The sequence below is a fragment of the Streptococcus sp. cx1 genome, from assembly GCF_052384325.1.
GTDB classification, from domain to species: Bacteria; Bacillota; Bacilli; order Lactobacillales; family Streptococcaceae; genus Streptococcus; species Streptococcus salivarius_G.
The window spans coordinates 94000-111559 of the sequence record NZ_JBQSUN010000007.1; the positions used below are offsets into that span (position 1 = coordinate 94000).

The 17560-nt window shown below is 42.1% G+C and carries 14 protein-coding genes; 13 read left to right on the forward strand and 1 reads right to left on the reverse strand.

Going from position 1 to position 17560, the window contains the following annotated elements:
* Window positions 1–233 precede the first annotated feature (233 nt).
* Together rexB and addA are read left to right on the forward strand one after the other, a co-directional pair.
* Window positions 234–3554, forward strand: coding sequence for an ATP-dependent nuclease subunit B (gene rexB, locus ACT170_RS09560; protein ID WP_444818254.1), 3321 nt, complete (start codon window positions 234–236; stop codon window positions 3552–3554).
* Complete coding sequence (gene addA, locus ACT170_RS09565) at window positions 3544–7197, forward strand: helicase-exonuclease AddAB subunit AddA (protein ID WP_444818255.1); 3654 nt, start codon at window positions 3544–3546, stop codon at window positions 7195–7197. The genes rexB and addA overlap by 11 nt, the downstream gene beginning before the upstream one ends.
* A 353-nt stretch (window positions 7198–7550) precedes the next feature.
* Here the strand turns inward: addA and ACT170_RS09570 are convergent, their stop codons facing one another.
* Window positions 7551–8282, reverse strand: coding sequence for a DUF554 domain-containing protein (locus ACT170_RS09570; protein ID WP_002891763.1), 732 nt, complete (start codon window positions 8280–8282; stop codon window positions 7551–7553).
* 273 nt (window positions 8283–8555) lie between these two features.
* Here ACT170_RS09570 and ACT170_RS09575 point away from each other — a divergent pair, with 273 nt between their 5' ends.
* The 11 genes from ACT170_RS09575 (at window position 8556) to ftsL (ending at window position 17557) form a co-directional block, all read left to right on the forward strand.
* Window positions 8556–9287: an ABC transporter ATP-binding protein gene (locus tag ACT170_RS09575; protein ID WP_214256934.1), complete on the forward strand. Its 732-nt coding sequence runs from the start codon at window positions 8556–8558 to the stop codon at window positions 9285–9287.
* A gap of 2 nt (window positions 9288–9289) precedes the next feature.
* Window positions 9290–10879 carry an ABC transporter permease gene (locus tag ACT170_RS09580; protein WP_444818256.1) on the forward strand — a complete coding sequence of 530 codons (1590 nt, stop codon included), beginning with the start codon at window positions 9290–9292 and terminating at the stop codon, window positions 10877–10879.
* 119 nt (window positions 10880–10998) lie between these two features.
* Entirely contained in the window at window positions 10999–11802 is an 804-nt protein-coding gene (proB, locus tag ACT170_RS09585) for a glutamate 5-kinase (RefSeq protein WP_155213150.1), read from the forward strand.
* Between the two features lies 1 nt (window position 11803).
* Entirely contained in the window at window positions 11804–13054 is a 1251-nt protein-coding gene (locus tag ACT170_RS09590) for a glutamate-5-semialdehyde dehydrogenase (protein WP_444818257.1), read from the forward strand.
* A 93-nt stretch (window positions 13055–13147) separates the two neighbouring features.
* Window positions 13148–13540, forward strand: coding sequence for a DUF805 domain-containing protein (locus ACT170_RS09595; protein WP_048790195.1), 393 nt, complete (start codon window positions 13148–13150; stop codon window positions 13538–13540).
* Between the two features lie 99 nt (window positions 13541–13639).
* Window positions 13640–14038 carry a DUF805 domain-containing protein gene (locus ACT170_RS09600; protein WP_002884632.1) on the forward strand — a complete coding sequence of 133 codons (399 nt, stop codon included), beginning with the start codon at window positions 13640–13642 and terminating at the stop codon, window positions 14036–14038.
* An 87-nt stretch (window positions 14039–14125) separates the two neighbouring features.
* On the forward strand, window positions 14126–14524 hold the full coding sequence (locus tag ACT170_RS09605) for a DUF805 domain-containing protein (protein ID WP_048790196.1): 399 nt from the start codon (window positions 14126–14128) through the stop codon (window positions 14522–14524).
* A gap of 140 nt (window positions 14525–14664) precedes the next feature.
* Complete coding sequence (locus ACT170_RS09610; RefSeq protein WP_444818258.1) at window positions 14665–15120, forward strand: Wzz/FepE/Etk N-terminal domain-containing protein; 456 nt, start codon at window positions 14665–14667, stop codon at window positions 15118–15120.
* A 30-nt stretch (window positions 15121–15150) separates the two neighbouring features.
* Window positions 15151–16170: a hypothetical protein gene (locus ACT170_RS09615; protein ID WP_444818259.1), complete on the forward strand. Its 1020-nt coding sequence runs from the start codon at window positions 15151–15153 to the stop codon at window positions 16168–16170.
* Between the two features lie 113 nt (window positions 16171–16283).
* On the forward strand, window positions 16284–17234 hold the full coding sequence (gene rsmH, locus ACT170_RS09620; RefSeq protein WP_002888254.1) for a 16S rRNA (cytosine(1402)-N(4))-methyltransferase RsmH: 951 nt from the start codon (window positions 16284–16286) through the stop codon (window positions 17232–17234).
* A 2-nt stretch (window positions 17235–17236) separates the two neighbouring features.
* Window positions 17237–17557: a cell division protein FtsL gene (gene ftsL / locus ACT170_RS09625; protein ID WP_002884540.1), complete on the forward strand. Its 321-nt coding sequence runs from the start codon at window positions 17237–17239 to the stop codon at window positions 17555–17557.
* The last annotated feature ends 3 nt before the right edge of the window (window positions 17558–17560 follow it).

Here is a 17560-nt window from a genome sequence, read left to right on the forward strand (position 1 = left end):
TCAGAGGATTTGGCTCTTTTTTTACTTATAGGTCCATAAAGGAGGGGTCTTTGCTGTGGTGTTTGTGCTTATGTCTGAAACTTAGGACATTGGAGGAGATAGGAGCGGGGGAGGAGTCTGATTGTTGCTTCATTCTGTGTTATAATAGCAAGGATTAGTGGTTGTTAGCACTAAGTGAATGGCAATTCTTGCTTAGCCTAACGACTGGTGTAGAGACAAGAAAGGGACGTCTTATGAAATTACTTTATACGGATATGTCTCAGGATTTAACAGAAATTCTGACGGAGCAGGCAACCAGCTATGCTCAAAAGGGGAAAAGGGTCTTTTATATTGCCCCTAATGCCCTGTCATTTGAGAAGGAGCGTAAGGTCTTGGAATACCTGCCTCAGTCAGCATCCTTTGAGATTACGGTGACTCGTTTTACTCAGATGGCGAGATATTTTATTCTCAATACGAGCAACCCAAAGACTCAGCTGGATGATACTGGTCTGGCCATGATTTTTTACAAGGTGTTGTCACATATGGGCGATGATGAGCTCAAGGTTTATGGCCGTTTGCGCAAGGATAGTAACTTTATTAATCAATTGGTAGACCTTTACAAAGAGTTGCAACAGGCTAATATGACGGTTCTGGATTTGCAGCATTTGGATCAGGTTGAGAAACAAGAGGATTTGCTCAGGATTTTCAGTGCGGCTCAGGATCTCTTGTTGGCAGGAGATTTTGACAATCAATCAAAACTTAGTGCCTTCTTCAAGGAAATTACCTCAGGCCATCTGGATAAGGCCCTGGGTAACACGGTTTTGGTCATTGATGGCTTTACGCGTTTTTCTGCCGAGGAGGAGGCTCTGGTTGCCCTCTTGAATGATAAGTGTCACCAAATTGTCATTGGGACTTATGCCAGTCAAAAGGCTTATAAGGCTAACTTTGTTTACGGCAATGTTTATCAGGCCTCAGTGGATTTTTTGAGAACTTTGGCTCAGACCTATAAGGTGACACCCGACTACGTGACGACTGACAAAGAGGGCAATCCTTCTTTTGCGCGCATTAGTCGTCTTTTGGAGAGCCGTCATGATTTTAGTACGGTAGACGAGCAGTTGACCGACCAAGACAAGCAAGCCTTGCAGGTCTGGGAAGTGGTCAACCAAAAGGAAGAGGTGGCTCAGGTTGCCAAGAGTATTCGTCAGTTGCTGGCAGATGGCAAGCGCTATAAGGATATTCTGGTCTTACTTGGTGATGAGGAGAGTTATAAGCTTCAGGTGGGGCAGATTTTCCGAAAATTTGATATTCCCTATTATTTCGGTAAGGAAGAAACCATGTCTAGCCATCCTTTGGTGCAGTTTGTGGATTCGCTGGAACGTATCAAGCGCTATAATTATCGTGCTGAGGATTTGCTTAATCTCGTAAAATCCGGTCTCTATGGCGGTTTTGCTCAAGAGGACTTAGACCTTTTTGAGTATTATGTCAATTTTGCAGACATCAAGGGGCGTCACAAGTTCTTGTCTGATTTTACGGCCAATAGTCGTGATAAGTATGATTTAGACCAGCTTAATGCCTTGCGCTCACAACTGGTAGAGCCCTTGGACAAGTTGCTTAATAGTCGCAAACAAAAGGGTTCTAGTCTACTCAAGAAACTAGTGGTCTTTTTAGAGGCTGTGCAAGTGCCAAGTCAGATGGCTAGTTTGACTGCCAAGGCCAGTGAGGCCGAAAAAGAACAGAACGAACAGGTCTGGAAGGCTTTCACACAACTCTTGGAGCAGGTTGAGACTATTTTTGGGGAAGAAACTCTGTCAGTGGACGACTTTTTGTCCATTTTGCGTTCGGGAATGTTGGCCTGTGATTACCGTACGGTTCCAGCTACTGTCGATGTGGTCAATGTGAAGAAATACGATTTGATTCAACCACACTCTGCTCCTTATGTTTTTGCCTTGGGGATGACCCAGTCACATTTTCCTAAGGTAGGGCAAAATAAGAGTCTCCTGTCTGACGAGGAACGTAGTCGTATCAATGAGGCGACGGATGAAGACAGGAGTTTGGATATTGTTACGCAGAGCAATAGTCAGCGGGGGCATTTTGTGGCTATGTCACTTTTTAATGCGGCTAGTGAACAATTGGTGCTTAGTCAGCCACAAATTCTCAATGAGACGCAGGATGACATGTCGGTTTATTTGAAAGAGCTGCTTGACCTTGGTCTTTCTTTGGTTGAAAAGGGACGTAATCGTTTCGAGGCTAAGGGTGACCAGATTGGGAACTACAAGGACCTTCTATCAACTGTCATTGCCCTTAACAGTAGCCATCTAGATGCTGATTTGGATAAGGAAACGCAGACTTTCTGGTCCGTTGCTGTGCGTTATCTCCGTAAGCGACTTGATAAGGACCAAGTCTTGATTCCAAATGTGATTGACGATGTGACGACAACCAAGGTGGATGATCAAGTCATGCAGCTAGTCTTTCCGGGGGAAGAACCACTGAAATTATCAGCCTCGGCTCTGACGACCTTCTATAACAACCAATATCTTTATTTCTTGCGTTATGTTTTGGGGCTTGAAGAGTTGGAGTCCATTCATCCAGATGCTCGACACCATGGGACTTACTTGCACCGTGTCTTTGAGCGTGTCATGGGTGATTCTTCGTCAGAAAACTTCGATGATAAATTGGAAAAGGCTATTGCTCAGACCAATCAGGAACAGCCCTTTGAACTTCTCTATACAGAGGACCAAGAGAGTCGCTTGTCTCGTCAGATTTTAGAAGATATCGCCCGTTCAACTGCCAGTGTTTTGCGTGATAATGCGGCTGTTAAGGTTGAGCGTGAGGAAGCCAAGTTTGACTTGCTTTTAGCAAATAGCATCAAGATTACAGGGATTATTGACCGTGTGGACCGTTTAACGGATGGGGCTCTGGGTGTCGTTGACTACAAATCAGGTAAAAATGTCTTTGACATTCAAAAATTCTACAATGGCCTTAGTCCGCAATTGGTGACCTATCTAGAAGCCCTTCGCCAGACCTATAAGGTTGATGCTGACCAGCTTTTTGGTGCCATGTATCTTCACATGCAGGACCCACAACTTAACTTAGCTCAGTTTGGTCTGGATAAGCTAGCAGCTCAGGCTCATAAGGAATTAACCTATAAGGGACTTTTTGTGGCTTCAGAAACAGAGCATTTGACTGGTGGAAACTATGATTTGCAAAAGACTGTCACCTATGACAAGGAGGACCTAGAAACCTTGCTAGACTACAATATCAAGCTCTTTACAAGTGCTGCTGAGGTTATTCGAAGCGGGAATTTTGCGGTCAATCCTTATACTGAGGATGGCAAGTCTGTTCAAGGGGATCAAATCAAGTCTATTACTCATTTTGAGGCCGACCGCCACATGGGACAGGCGCGAAAACTCTTGCGTTTACCAAGCAAGGGCAAGAAGGAAGCCTATTTGGAGCTGATGGCAAAAGATGAGGAAGATAATCAAATGCAAGTTGCTGAAAAAGCTATCCCCTTTCTTGTCACCGATCAAGCTGTGACAGCAGACAAAAAAGACCAGGAGGACAACCATGTTGACTAAAGCTTTTTTAAGTCCAACAGAGATTAAGGAACGCATTGCCCAAGAAGCAGCTTCTGACAAGGAACGCAAGTTAACACCTGAGCAGATTGAGGCCATTTACAGTAATGGTAGTAATATTCTTGTGTCAGCTTCGGCGGGATCAGGAAAAACCTTTGTCATGGTTGAGCGTATCCTTGATATGATTGGACGTGGTGTTGGCATTGACCAACTCTTTATCTCAACCTTTACGGTAAAGGCCGCAGGTGAGTTAAAAGAGCGTCTGGAAAAACGTCTGACAGAGCAGCTGGGACAGGTAGAGACAGATGAAGAGCGTGCCTTTCTTTCAGATCAGATTGCCAAGATTGGAACGGCTGATATTGGAACTATGGATGCCTTTACCCAGAAATTGGTCAATCAGTATGGCTATCTCCTGGGGGTGTCACCTATTTTCCGCATTATGACAGATCCTGCCGAGCAGACACTTATGAAAAATGAGGTTTATGCCGATCTTTTCAACGATTACATGCAAGGAAAGGATGCCCAACTTTTCCAAAAATTGGTCCGCAACTTCGCAGGAAATGGCAAGACTAGTAAGGCTTTTCGTGATTTAGTTTACGATGTCTATAACTTTTCTCAGGCTACTGCAGGTCCTGAAAAATGGCTACGTCAAAATCTTTTAAAAGGGCAGGCAGAGGCCAATCCAGACAAAGCTAAAGCTGAGCTTTTAGAGGGGCTCAAAGATGGCTTGTTGGCTGATTTCTTAGCCTTCTTAAGAGACCATCTAGGTCTAGCTCAGCGTGAATTTGCCAAGGCCAAATATCTAAATAATGTGTCAGATGCCATTAGCCTTCTTGAAGGAGCCTTGGCCAATGACCAAACGGATATGGAGGACCTGCTCAAACAACTCTTAACTTTGTCAGGAGGGACTGGTTTGACCAATATGACCCGTCCTAAAGACGAGGAACTCAAGGCCTACAAGGAAGCTTACAACAAGACCAAAAATGAGTTTGTGGCCCAGTTGCGAGAGCTTGATACCCAGCTAACAGTCCTCGAGGTTTTGAACAAGCATAATGATGACATCCTACCTTTGTTGGAGTTGCTTCAGGCCTTTGTACTTGATTTTTCGGACCAGTATTTACAGGCCAAGATTCAGGAAAATGCTTTTGAATTCTCAGATATTGCCCATTTTGCCATCCGTATTTTGGAGGAAAATCCAGAGGTGGCAGCTTGCTACTGTGACCGTTACCATGAAGTAATGGTAGATGAGTATCAGGACAATAGCCATACCCAAGAACGCATGTTGGAACTCCTATCTAACGGCCACAATCGATTCATGGTGGGAGATATCAAGCAATCCATCTATCGTTTCCGTCAGGCAGACCCTCAGATTTTTAACGGCAAGTTCCAGCTCTTCCTTGAAAATCCAGATGTAGGTAAGCTGATTCTTCTTAAAGAGAACTTCCGTAGCCAATCTGAAGTTCTTGATGCGACTAATGGTGTTTTCAGCCACCTCATGGACCAGGAAATCGGGGACATTCTCTATGACAAGACTCATATGCTGGTAGCGGGTAGCGATAAGCAAAAAGAACCCCATCCTGAAAATGAAACAGAGGTTCTGATTTACAATAGTGATGAAGCTAGTGTGACTCCTGACGAAGAAGGTGCTGATCAACCTATTAGTAGCGGCGAGATTTCCTTGGTTATCAAAGAAATCATCAAACTTCACGAGCAGGGTGTACGTTTTGAGGACATTACCCTCCTAGCACCAACCCGTAACACCTATCTGGACTTGATGGCAAGCTTTGAGGAGCACGGAATTCCCTTGGTACCTGACGAGTACAAGTCAAGCTACCTAGAGTCACTAGAAGTTATGATTATGTTGGATACCCTTCGTGCCATCAATAATCCTCTTAATGACTATGCCCTCGTTGCCCTCCTTCGTTCACCGATGTTTAATTTCAACGAGGATGATTTGGCTCGTATTGCTGTCCAGGCTGACAAAGGACAATTCTATGACAAGCTTCTTGCAGCTCATACTAAATCAGGACTTCATCCAGAAATCGTGACGCAAGGACTTGAGGCAAAGTTGACTCTCTTCATTGAGACTCTGGCAGATTGGCGTGATTACAGTAAGTGGCACTCGCTCTATGACCTCATCTGGAAGATTTACGATGATCGTTTCTATTATGATTATGTTGGCAGTCTTCCACGAGCTGAGCAACGTCAGGCCAATCTCTACGCCCTTGCCTTGCGTGCCAATGCCTATGAAAAGACTGGTTTTAAGGGACTTTCTCGTTTTATTGGTATGATTGATAAGATTATTTCTAGTGGTAACGACCTAGAGGAAGTGACAGACTTGGTTCCTAAAAATGCCGTTAGCCTCATGACCATTCACAAGTCCAAGGGACTAGAGTTCAAGTATGTCTTTGTCTTGCAGATGAATCGCAAGTTCATTGGTCACAGCAAGGACGGACTGAGTGGTAAGTACATCATCAACCGTGAAAAAGGACTAGGTATTAAGTATCTAGCTGACCTCAAAGACCAGGTAAATACCAATTTGCCTAAGTTAAATGTTGTTCTCGAGACCTTAACCTTCCAGGAAAATCGTAGGGAAGAACGCCGAGCAAGTATCTCAGAAGAGATGCGTCTGCTCTATGTTGCAATGACCCGTGCAGAGAAAAAACTCTACCTAGTTGGTAAGGGCAGTAAGGAGAAATTGACCCAGCAATTTGGCACGGATGTTGAAAATAATCGCCTACCAGTAGCTCTACGTGACCAAATCGCTACTTATCAGGATTGGGTTATGGCTTTGGATACCGCCTTTATGAGAAAGGATCTCAAGTTTACTGTTCGCTTTGTTGAGGCTGAGGAGTTGACTCCAGAGGCTATTGGTCAGGTTGAAGTTAAAGCAGCAGTAGATGCTGATGATCTATCTAACAATCGTCAGACGGAAGACATTAAGCGTGCCCTAACGGTCTTAGAAAGTGTTGAAAAACTCAACCAGCTTTATGCACCAGCGATTGACCTGCCATCTGTGCGTACGCCGAGCCAGCTCAAAGCCTTCTACGAACCTGTCATGGATACCGAAGGGGTGGATATTATGGACAAGAAAGAGGAAGTGCAACCTCTTGAGACATCCACTAGCTTTGAGCTTCCAGATTTTGGGCAAAAAACGAAGGTCACTGGAGCTGCAGTTGGTTCAGCCACCCATGAACTCATGCAACGCTTGAGTCTTTCTGACAAGGTGACCCTCCAAGATTTGACACAGGCCTTGAGTCGAGTATCGGCAGATGATCAAGTCAAGGCGCGCGTGCAGTTAGAAAAGCTACTAGGCTTCTTTGACACCGAACTTGGGAAGCTCATTCTAGCTAACCGTGATAAGTTGCGTCGTGAAGCACCATTTGCTATGTTGGCAGAAGATCCCACTAGTAAAGAAGACTTTGTCGTCCGTGGTATCATTGATGGCTACCTTTTACTTGATGACCGTATTGTCCTCTTTGACTATAAGACGGACCGCTTCACTCAACATGGTGAGCTTAAGGAACGCTACAAAGGGCAAATGAGCCTCTATGCTAAAGCACTCAGCCAAGCCTATCAAATAGATAAGATTGATAAATACCTTATTCTCCTAGGTGGACAAGACTTGGAAGTCGTAGAAGTATAAGCTATAGCATAACCATTCTTTCATAGTGAAAGAGTGGTTTTTTTTGTGTCTCAATCCCACCAAAAAAGACCGGTGTGCACACACCAGTCTTTTCGATAGATTTCCATCAGTATTGTAAGTTCGCTAAAATATTAGAGGATGGAAATAGTTATGAAAAAAAGTATCTTGTAGGTTGCTTAAGCCTACAAGGGTTATTATAACAAACTCATCTTAGTCTAAACAAGGTTAGAAAAATTAGAATTAAACACCATAAACATTACTAGTTTTTAATAATCCAAGTCCATAACAGCTATAAAAACAGACAAAAACCGCCAGCATTAGACTGACGGTTTTTGTTTAGTTTAATCCTAATATTAACTAATTAAAGGGACTACCCAATTGACCCAGGCCCAGGAAATAGGCATAACCAGAATCATGGCTGGAATCATATCTGCTGTTGGGAATTGACGCAGTTTCATAATACGAAAACCGGTCGCAATCATGAGGAAGCCCCCGCAAGCCTTAAAGTCTCCAATCATGGCTTTTGTTGTTAGAGGAAGAATGAAACCAGCACTCACAAAGAGGAGGAAGAAAACGATAAATTGTGGAATGGCAATCATGGAGACGATGTAGCCTAGACTACAAGAGAAAATCATGGCCGTAAAGAAATCTAGGATAGATTTGGAAATCAAGATGGAAGCATCACCTGTCATCCCAGACTCAAGGCTCCCGTAAATTCCTGTACCACTTGCACAAAAAAGGACGATAACTGTCAAGAGCTGCGCATAAAACTCATCGTGAGCTAACCCTGTTTGTTTGCTTGGTGTAATCTTGGACAAGCCTTTTTCCATAAGCCCAGCTCCCTTGTTGATGAGGTTCCCAAACTTTAGGGCCAGCCCGATGATGGTACCGATAACTACTGCAAAGATAACCGCAGGCATATTAACCATATTCATAATAGCGCTAATCCCCATAACCATAGAGGCTAGGCCAAAGATAAGGTTAAGATTTTCCTTGAAATCGTCTCTGAGATAGTCCCCGAAGAGACCTCCAGCGATTCCTCCTAAAATAATAGATAGCGAGTTGATGATAATTCCAGTTGGCACCAGTGATTTTCCTCCTATTGTTCTAAATACTATAAGTTTAGCATTATCAAAGACCGAATGCAAAATTGTCCCGTTTTTACAAACGTTTTCTTGAAATTGTACCTTTGAAATGATACAATAAATGAGAAGGTAACGAAATAGCCTTATCTAAACTTATTGTCGGCATTATTAGAGTATTGTTCATGAAAAACATAGCAATAATTCTAATTTATAATTTAATATAAAGTGTAAAATGAGACTATTGTTAAATATGTTCTCAAGAAAGGATAAAAGATGATTCGTTTTGAACACGTAACGAAACGTTATGAAGATAAAGATGCTCTCTCAGATCTTAACCTCGAGATTCGTGATGGGGAAATTTTTGGTCTGATTGGACATAATGGAGCCGGTAAGACGACTACCATTTCCATTTTGACATCTATCATTGAAGCTAGCTACGGTGAAGTTTACGTTGATGATATGGCCCTCAGTCAACATCGTGATGCCATCAAGAAAAAAATCGCTTATGTGCCAGATTCACCAGACCTATTCCTAAATTTGACTGCCAATGACTATTGGTACTTCTTGACACGTATCTATGATTTGGAAGCTAGTCAAGTCGAGGAACGTTTGACTGATCTCATGGCTACCTTTGACTTGACGGAAAGTCGTTATAACCTCATTTCTTCCTTCTCTCACGGTATGCGTCAGAAGGTTGTTGTCATCGGTGCCCTTTTGGTTAATCCACAGATTTGGGTTTTGGATGAGCCTCTGACTGGTCTGGATCCACAGGCGTCTTATGATTTGAAAGAAGCCATGCGTCATCATGCCAAGGAAGGTAATAGTGTCCTTTTCTCAACCCACGTTTTAAGTGTAGCTGAGCAGCTCTGTGATCGGATTGCTATTTTGAAGAAAGGAAAACTTATCTTCCAAGGGTCTCTAGCTGAACTGAAGGCTCAGTACCCTGACAAGGATTTGGAAACCATTTATCTGGAAATGGCTGGACGTAAGATTGAGGAGGTATAGTCATGAACTGGAACCATGTTTGGGAGCTTTTTAAAATTAATCTCCTCTACGCTAATCCTCAAGCAGTAACTAACCTACAGAAACGTCAGGAGAAAAAGAAAAAAGCCAATTTCTCCATCGTTAATGCCATGCTTAGACAACAACTATTGATTCTAGTTGTTTTTACGGTTGTCTATAGCTATCTTTTTGTAGGCGTCGATTATAAGGCCAATCCTGGAGTCTTAACCCTATATCTTTTGACATTTTCAATCATGGGGCTTCTCCAGACTTTTACGGCTCTCTATAGTACCTTTTACGATAGTAAGGATAGCAAGGCTTATCTGCCTCTTCCCTTAAAGCCGTCAGAAGTCTTTTTGGCCAAGACCTTGTCAGGTTCTATGGTTGGGATGACCTTCATGGTACCTATCCTTAGTCTTCTCATTCTAGCTTACTGGCAATTTATTGGCCCACTGGGGATAGTCGTGGGGCTTCTATCCTTTATCGTTTCTCTCTTTATCAATCTCGTTTTTTCAGTGATTCTGTCTAATAGTATTGGAACGCTGATTGTTCGCAGTTCTCGTCAAAAGCTCTATTCGACTATTTTGATGACCCTGTCAACCCTATTGATTATGTTCCCTATCATGATGGTTGGTTTTCTTAATGGTTATATTAAGGGTGCTGGACATATTGATTTTCCTTTATTGCCTTATCTAAGAGGTTACTATGATGTGGTAGCTGCTCCTCTATCTCCAGAGGCTCTACTAAATTTTTATCTTCCTCTTATCTCAGTGCTTATCTTGGGTTTTTGGTTTTATAAAGTCAGAATGCCTCGTTATTTCCACGAAGCGATTTATAACAAAAAGGCTAGAAAGACTCAGGTAAAAGTTGTTACTCGAAGTCAAAGACAGGTCTTGGTTCGCCATCATTTATCTACTTTGGGAAACTCAACCCTCATTATCAATACCTATGTGGTACCAGTCTTATATATGATCATGCTGGGTGGAGGTGCGTTCTTTTTGAAAGATTTAGGCCCAGACTATTTCGGGCTCATGCTTTTAGTCGGAATTGCCTTTGGTTTCTTTTCAGCGCAACCAACAAGTTTTCTTGGTGTAGCAACTTCCTTAGAGGGCACAAACTTTGACTTTATTCGTAGCCTACCAATCAATACGGGTGACTATCTTCGTCAAAAGTTTTGGATTTTCTATGGCTTGCAAGTCGGTGTATCCCTCTTACTAGGAGGATTTGGTTTAATATTCCTTGCACATCTCCATCCTATTTTGGTGGCAAGTTTCGCTCTTGGTTTTCTGGTAACAACCTACCTTGTAGGTGGCTATTTCTTTGAACGTGACCTTAAATTATTGGAAGTGAATTGGCAGGAAGTCACTCAGCTCTTCAATCGGGGTGGCGGACAGTGGCTCTATATGGGTATCTTTATTCTTACAATTTTCATCGCTGCCTTGCTAGGAGGTATTGTCTTCTTTGCAAGTAAGTTCTGGATTGCCCTAGTAGTCAACGCTATAGTATCTGGGCTTATAGCTTTAATTGCCCTAATCGTTTATCTCTTTGTTGACCGCAGACGTTGGAAACGTATTAGAGCCATGTTTTTTGCCTAGAACAAACTGTTTAAAGAGTCTCTCCGATTGGAGGGATTCTTTTTTACTGAAAATCTTTAATATGTAAACTTATGCATTATATATGTTAAAGTACCTGAATTTAGTGTATAATCATAAACATGAAACGAAATTTTGACTCAGTAAAACGCCTGGTTATCAAAATCGGGACTAGCTCTCTGGTTTTACCATCAGGGAAAATTAATCTTGAAAAAATCGATCAATTAGCTTTTGTCATTTCTAGCCTACATAATAAAGGGATTGAGGTTGTTCTCGTATCCTCTGGTGCCATGGGCTTTGGTCTCAATGTGCTAGATCTTGAGAAACGCCCAGCAGAGGTTGGTAAGCAACAGGCTGTCTCAAGTGTAGGTCAGGTGGCCATGATGAGCCTTTATTCTCAGGTATTTTCACATTACCAAACGAAGGTATCTCAGTTGCTTTTGACCCGTGATGTGGTCGAGTATCCCGAGAGTTTGGCCAATGCCATCAATGCCTTTGAAAGCCTCTTTGAACTGGGAGTTGTTCCAGTCGTGAATGAAAATGACGCTGTCAGCGTAGATGAGATGGATCATGCGACTAAGTTTGGGGACAACGACCGCTTGTCAGCTATCGTAGCTAAGATTGTTGATGCTGACCTACTCATTATGTTGTCAGATATTGATGGGCTCTTCGATAAGAACCCAAATGTCTATGAGGATGCCACCCTCCGTAGCTATGTCCCAGAGATTACAGAGGAAATTATAGCCTCAGCTGGTGGTGCCGGTAGTAAATTTGGTACAGGTGGTATGATGAGTAAGATTAAGTCAGCTCAGATGGTTTTTGAAAATCAAAGCCAAATGGTTTTGATGAATGGTGAAAATCCACGTGACATTCTTCGTGTCCTAGAAGGAGCCAAGATTGGTACACTCTTTAAACAGGAGGACTAAGATGACATATATCGATACATTGGGCCAACAGGCCAAGGTGGCAGGTCGTCGGATTGCTAAATTGTCAACAGCAGCTAAAAACGACCTTTTAAATCAGGTAGCTAAAGCTCTAGTAGCTGAGAGTGCCTATATTATCACTGAAAATGCTAAGGATATGGCCAATGCCAAGGAAAATGGTATTTCAGAGATTATGCAAGACCGCTTGCTCTTGACGGAAGACCGTATCGCAGGGATTGCTGAGGGTGTCCGTCAGGTGGCAGATCTTCAGGACCCAATCGGTCAAGTAGTTCGTGGCTATACGAATCTGGATGGACTCAAAATCGTTCAAAAACGTGTTCCTATGGGTGTTATCGCTATGATTTTTGAGAGCCGTCCCAATGTTTCAATTGACGCCTTTAGCCTTGCCTTTAAGACTAATAATGCCATTATTCTTCGTGGAGGACGTGATGCTATCAATTCCAACAAGGCTTTGGTTACAGTGGCCCGTAAGGCTTTGGAAAATGCGGGTATCACAGCAGATGCTGTTCAGCTGGTTGAAGACACCTCTCATGAGGTGGCAGAAGAACTCATGACGGCGACCAAGTATGTTGACTTGCTCATCCCTCGTGGTGGAGCCCGTCTCATCCAAACAGTTAAAGAAAAAGCCAAGGTTCCTGTCATCGAAACGGGTGTTGGTAACTGTCATATTTATGTGGATAAATATGCTAATTTAGATATGGCGACACAGATTGTCATCAATGCCAAGACTCAGCGACCAAGTGTGTGTAATGCTGCAGAATCTCTCGTTGTTCATGCTGATATTGCGGAAGACTTCTTGCCTAACTTGGAAAAAGCTATTTCAAAAGTTCAGGCTGTTGAGTTCCGTGCGGATGAAACGGCTTTGAAACTTATGGAAAAAGCTGTACCAGCTTCACCAGAAGATTTTGCGACAGAGTTTCTTGATTATATTATGTCTGTTAAAGTGGCAGACAGCCTTGATGAGGCCATTGATTGGATTAATACCTACACGACATCGCATTCAGAGGCTATCGTAACTCAGGATATCAGTCGTGCGGAGCAATTCCAAGATGATGTTGACGCTGCAGCTGTCTATGTTAATGCCTCAACCCGCTTCACAGATGGATTCGTCTTTGGACTAGGTGCTGAAATCGGAATCTCAACCCAAAAAATGCACGCCCGCGGTCCAATGGGACTTGAGGCCCTTACCTCAACCAAGTTCTATATTAATGGCCAAGGTCAAATTAGAAAATAAACCATCAAGCTCCTCATGGGGCTTTTTTGGTCTATTTGCTAGAGTATAAAGCTTTTGCTATACTGGGGGTATCAAAAATGAGGAGCTTTTGTGATGTTTAGAGCTTATAAAAAGTATTGGATGGGCTATGTCGATTTCACGGGACGTTCAACTCGCTCAGACTATTGGTTGGCAGTTCTAGCAAATACTATAGTAACTATCATTTTATTTAGCATAGTTATAGTTGTAATTGTTTTTGATAGTCCGAATAGTCATTATCATGTTATTTTCAAATTACTGTATGGGTTTGCAATGCTATATTGTTTTGCTAACTATATTCCATCTATTGCCCTTCAGGTGCGTCGCTTACGTGATGCCGGTTTTCACTGGGCATTGATTTTCTTACGCTATGCGCCTGTTATAGGTGATATCGTACTGTTGGTTTTGTTTTGTCAACCCACAAAAGTAGAATTTCCTTTCAACAATTTTAATAATCTTCAGCAATGATAGTTACTTAACAGCCTCCTTAGGCTGTTTTTAAGTCAATTTGCCAGAAGACCGGTCTTTTGGTATAGTAGTATTATCAAAAAATGAGGAGATTTTATTATGATCGAAGCTTATAAGAAGTTTTGGAAGGGCTACGTAGATTTTGAGGGACGTTCAACACGTTCAGATTACTGGTTTGCATATTTGGCAAATATGTTAACTGTCGTTGCTTTTTATGTGTTGTTAGCAGTATTTGGAGGAATTGCAGGTGCAACTGATTCAAGCTTTTTAGCTGTTATTTCACTTATCCTACTACTTATCTTTTTTGCCTATGGTATTGCTGCGTGTTTACCTGGTATTGCTGTAACTGTTCGTCGTTTGCGTGATGCTGGCTACAATTGGCCGTATATTTTTGTTGCATTTATCCCATTTGTAGGTGGTATTATCTTAATTGTGTTGTTGTGTAAACCAACTAAGGTTGAGTATCCATTTAACAACTTCAATAATCCACAGCAATAATAATGACTTAACAGCCTCGCTAGGCTGTTTTTTAGTTGATTTGTCACTTGTTATACTGGAAGTATCATAAAAAAGGGGGATTTTATTATGATTGAAGCCTACAAAAAATTTTGGAAGGGCTATGTTGATTTTACGGGACGTTCAACACCTTCAGATTACTGGTTTGCATGTTCGGCACATGTATTGATTTTTTTTACTTGGTATTTGCTCCTAGCAGTGTTTGAAAGAATGGCAGCTGAAACAGGATCAAGCGATTTATTTACTATTGGTGTTATCCTACTACTTATCTTTTTTGCCTATGGTATTTCTGCGGTTTTACCTTGTATTGCTGTAGCTGTTCGTCGTTTGCGAGATGCTGGCTATCATTGGGCATATATTTTTATTCCTTTAATCCCATTTGTCGGTATTTTTATCCTTATTTTTCTACTATGTCAACCAACAAAAGTAGAAGTGCCATTGAACAACGTCGATAACCCAAAGCAATAATGACAATCACCCAACTCTTTGAGTTGGTTTTTCTAATGTCAAAAAAGTTTTATGTTAATGTTGCACATTTTAATATTTCTGATATAATCTTATCTGAGACTAATCAATACTAAAATATATTTAAGAAATGTGAATATTCTATGAAACTACTTCGTCATTTAAAAGAAAAACGTTACCTTATTTTGGCATTTACCCTACCGGCTATTCTTTTGGCATTGGCTATTGTCTTTTTGCAACCTGCGCAGAATCATGCTAAGGTCCAAGTTAAGGTGGGGACTAAGCAGTCATCATCAAGCAAACCCAAGGCTTCATCCAAGTCATCGAGCTCAAGTTCGTCGTCATCTTCTTCAACTTCAAGTGAGTCTTCAAGCGAATCATCGTCAGCAAGCTCAACGGTAGAAGCAGCTAGTCAGACAGAAGCAAGCTCAACTCCTGCGGTAGCATCGGCGCCAACGCCTTCTTCAGCACAAGAGACTTATCAAGCGCCTCAGTATAACTATGTGCCACCAACAACTTATACCGAGTCACATAGTGAGGCTTCAAGCTATACAGCCCCTGCCTACAGCGCAGATGTTAGCTCTGGAACAGCAGAATAAGAGTCAAAGAGAAGGAAAGTTAGACTAAAAATGAAAAGTAAAGTTTTAGTGTTAGTGACGGCTTTGTCTAGTTTAGTCCTCTTGACAGCTTGTTCAAACCTGCAGAATGGCTTAACAGCGACGACTTCATCTTCATCAGTAGAGCAGTCCCAATCAGATAGTAGCGAAAGTTCAAGTGAAGAGAAGAAAGTAGATACCTCTGCTTATGATGCCATCATCAGCAAGTATCAAACAGCTGTAGCTGACAATCAAACTGACGCTTCAATTAATCCTTTGGTGGTGACCTATGCTAATTCTCAAACAAGTCCTGCCTCAACGGTCTATACTTACCGTGATTTGGATGGTAATGGTGTTGATGAGTTGATTCTTGCTTTTAAGCCAGGTAAACTTTTTAAAGAACATGTGATTACGGATATTTACACTATCTCTAAGGATAGTGGTCAGGTTGTTCGTCTGACAGAAGGTTCACAACTGGGCATGTTGGGTGAGCGTATGACATTGGCCTACCTCATGGATAACACCTTCAGCTACTATGGTAGTGCTGGTGCTATGGCTGGTGGAGGTGCAGGCTACCGCTTTAGTAGTGATGGTCAGTCTCTTGTAAAAGAGGACAGTGATTCGGGTGCAGATGAGGTTGATCTTTCTAATTGGGATTGGAAGGATCTGAGCAGTGCCCCTACTAATAATAGCTCGAGCACATCGTCACAAACTCAAACAAGTTCATCAGCCCTCAAGCCTGATGAACTCAAAAATGGTAACTACAAGTCGGCTGTAGGAACATGGAAGTCTTCAAATGGAAAGACCATCACCATTACTTCGGATGGACAGTTGAATCTCTGGGGTTCTACTTACCCTATTGACAAAGTCTCACCAAATCAGTATGTGTCTGGGATATATAGTCTAACTTATGTTGATTCTAGTCCAGTAGGTAATACTCCAATTCAGCTTTGTCCTAAGGGGGTTAGTGATGCGGGAGATAATAGTAAGGATCGTATCCTAGCGACGAATGGGATGCCATCTGCGGAAAGTTATTTTTATCGAGTGGATTAATCTTATCAAATGATATAGAAACTAAAGAGTCAGGCCTTGGATCTGGCTCTTTTACTATCCTGTCAACTTACAGAACGAGACAATTTCTCTATTCTTGTGCTATAATAAAAGTTATGACTAATGAATTTCACCATGTAACCGTTCTTTTACACGAAACTGTTGATATGCTTGATATCAAGCCCGATGGCATCTATGTAGATGCGACCTTGGGTGGCGCAGGACATTCGTCTTATCTTTTGTCGCAATTATCTGAAAAGGGTCATTTGTACTGCTTTGATCAGGACCAAAAGGCTATTGATAATGCTCAAGTGCGTCTTAAGGACTATATTGATAAGGGTATGGTGACTTTCATCAAGGATAATTTCCGTAATCTCAAGTCCAACCTTGAAGCCTTGGGAGTGTCTGAAATTGATGGCATTCTCTATGACTTAGGTGTCTCTAGCCCACAGTTGGATGAGCGTGAGCGTGGTTTCTCCTATAAACAGGATGCTAAGCTAGATATGCGCATGAATGAGGAAGCGAGTCTTACCGCTTATGATGTGGTCAATACCTATCCTTACAACGATTTGGTGCGTATTTTCTTCAAGTATGGTGAGGACAAGTTCTCTAAACAGATTGCACGTAAGATTGAACAGGCTCGTCAGGTTAAACCAATTGAGACCACGACGGAACTGGCGGAAATCATTAAATCAGCTAAGCCTGCTAAGGAATTGAAGAAGAAGGGCCATCCAGCCAAGCAAATTTTCCAGGCTATTCGTATCGAAGTGAACGATGAGCTTGGTGCTGCGGATGAGTCTATTCAAGAGGCCTTGGATTTACTTGCTGTGGATGGTCGTATTTCGGTCATTACTTTCCATTCCTTGGAGGATCGATTGACTAAACAGCTTTTCAAGGAAGCCAGTACGGTAGATGTGCCTAAAGGTCTACCTTTTATTCCTGAAGACCTCCAACCTAAGGTAGCCTTAGTTAATCGCAAGCCAATCCTACCTAGTCAGGAAGAATTAGAAGCTAATAACCGCTCGCATTCTGCTAAATTGCGTGTGGCTAAAAAAATCAGGAAATAATTATGGAAAATAAGGAACATCAGATTGTCAATAGAGCCATTAGAAACCATATTCGTTTTATGACGCGTATGGAAAAGGCTTTCTATTCGGCAATTGTTTTGACAGCTATTGTGATGAGTATCGCAGTTGTATTTTTACAAGGGCGTAATCAGGCTATCAAGCAACAAATCACAGACCTTAATAGCAAGATTAGTGATGAAAAAACAGAGCTTAACAATGCTAAGCAGGCGGTTAATGAGTTGACTAACTCTGACCGTATTAAAGAGATTGCTAATAAGGCAGGCCTGTCTATTAATAACGATAGTATTAAGAGTGTGAGGTAACCA

Excerpts from the sequence above, each read along its gene's own strand:
- rexB (WP_444818254.1), top strand. The coding sequence starts at position 234 with ATGAAATTACTTTATACGGATATGTCTCAGGATTTAACAGAAATTCTG.
- addA (WP_444818255.1), top strand. The coding sequence starts at position 3,544 with ATGTTGACTAAAGCTTTTTTAAGTCCAACAGAGATTAAGGAACGCATT.
- ACT170_RS09575 (WP_214256934.1), top strand. The coding sequence starts at position 8,556 with ATGATTCGTTTTGAACACGTAACGAAACGTTATGAAGATAAAGATGCT.
- ACT170_RS09580 (WP_444818256.1), top strand. The coding sequence starts at position 9,290 with ATGAACTGGAACCATGTTTGGGAGCTTTTTAAAATTAATCTCCTCTAC.
- proB (WP_155213150.1), top strand. The coding sequence starts at position 10,999 with ATGAAACGAAATTTTGACTCAGTAAAACGCCTGGTTATCAAAATCGGG.
- ACT170_RS09590 (WP_444818257.1), top strand. The coding sequence starts at position 11,804 with ATGACATATATCGATACATTGGGCCAACAGGCCAAGGTGGCAGGTCGT.
- ACT170_RS09595 (WP_048790195.1), top strand. The coding sequence starts at position 13,148 with ATGTTTAGAGCTTATAAAAAGTATTGGATGGGCTATGTCGATTTCACG.
- ACT170_RS09600 (WP_002884632.1), top strand. The coding sequence starts at position 13,640 with ATGATCGAAGCTTATAAGAAGTTTTGGAAGGGCTACGTAGATTTTGAG.
- ACT170_RS09605 (WP_048790196.1), top strand. The coding sequence starts at position 14,126 with ATGATTGAAGCCTACAAAAAATTTTGGAAGGGCTATGTTGATTTTACG.
- ACT170_RS09610 (WP_444818258.1), top strand. The coding sequence starts at position 14,665 with ATGAAACTACTTCGTCATTTAAAAGAAAAACGTTACCTTATTTTGGCA.
- ACT170_RS09615 (WP_444818259.1), top strand. The coding sequence starts at position 15,151 with ATGAAAAGTAAAGTTTTAGTGTTAGTGACGGCTTTGTCTAGTTTAGTC.
- rsmH (WP_002888254.1), top strand. The coding sequence starts at position 16,284 with ATGACTAATGAATTTCACCATGTAACCGTTCTTTTACACGAAACTGTT.
- ftsL (WP_002884540.1), top strand. The coding sequence starts at position 17,237 with ATGGAAAATAAGGAACATCAGATTGTCAATAGAGCCATTAGAAACCAT.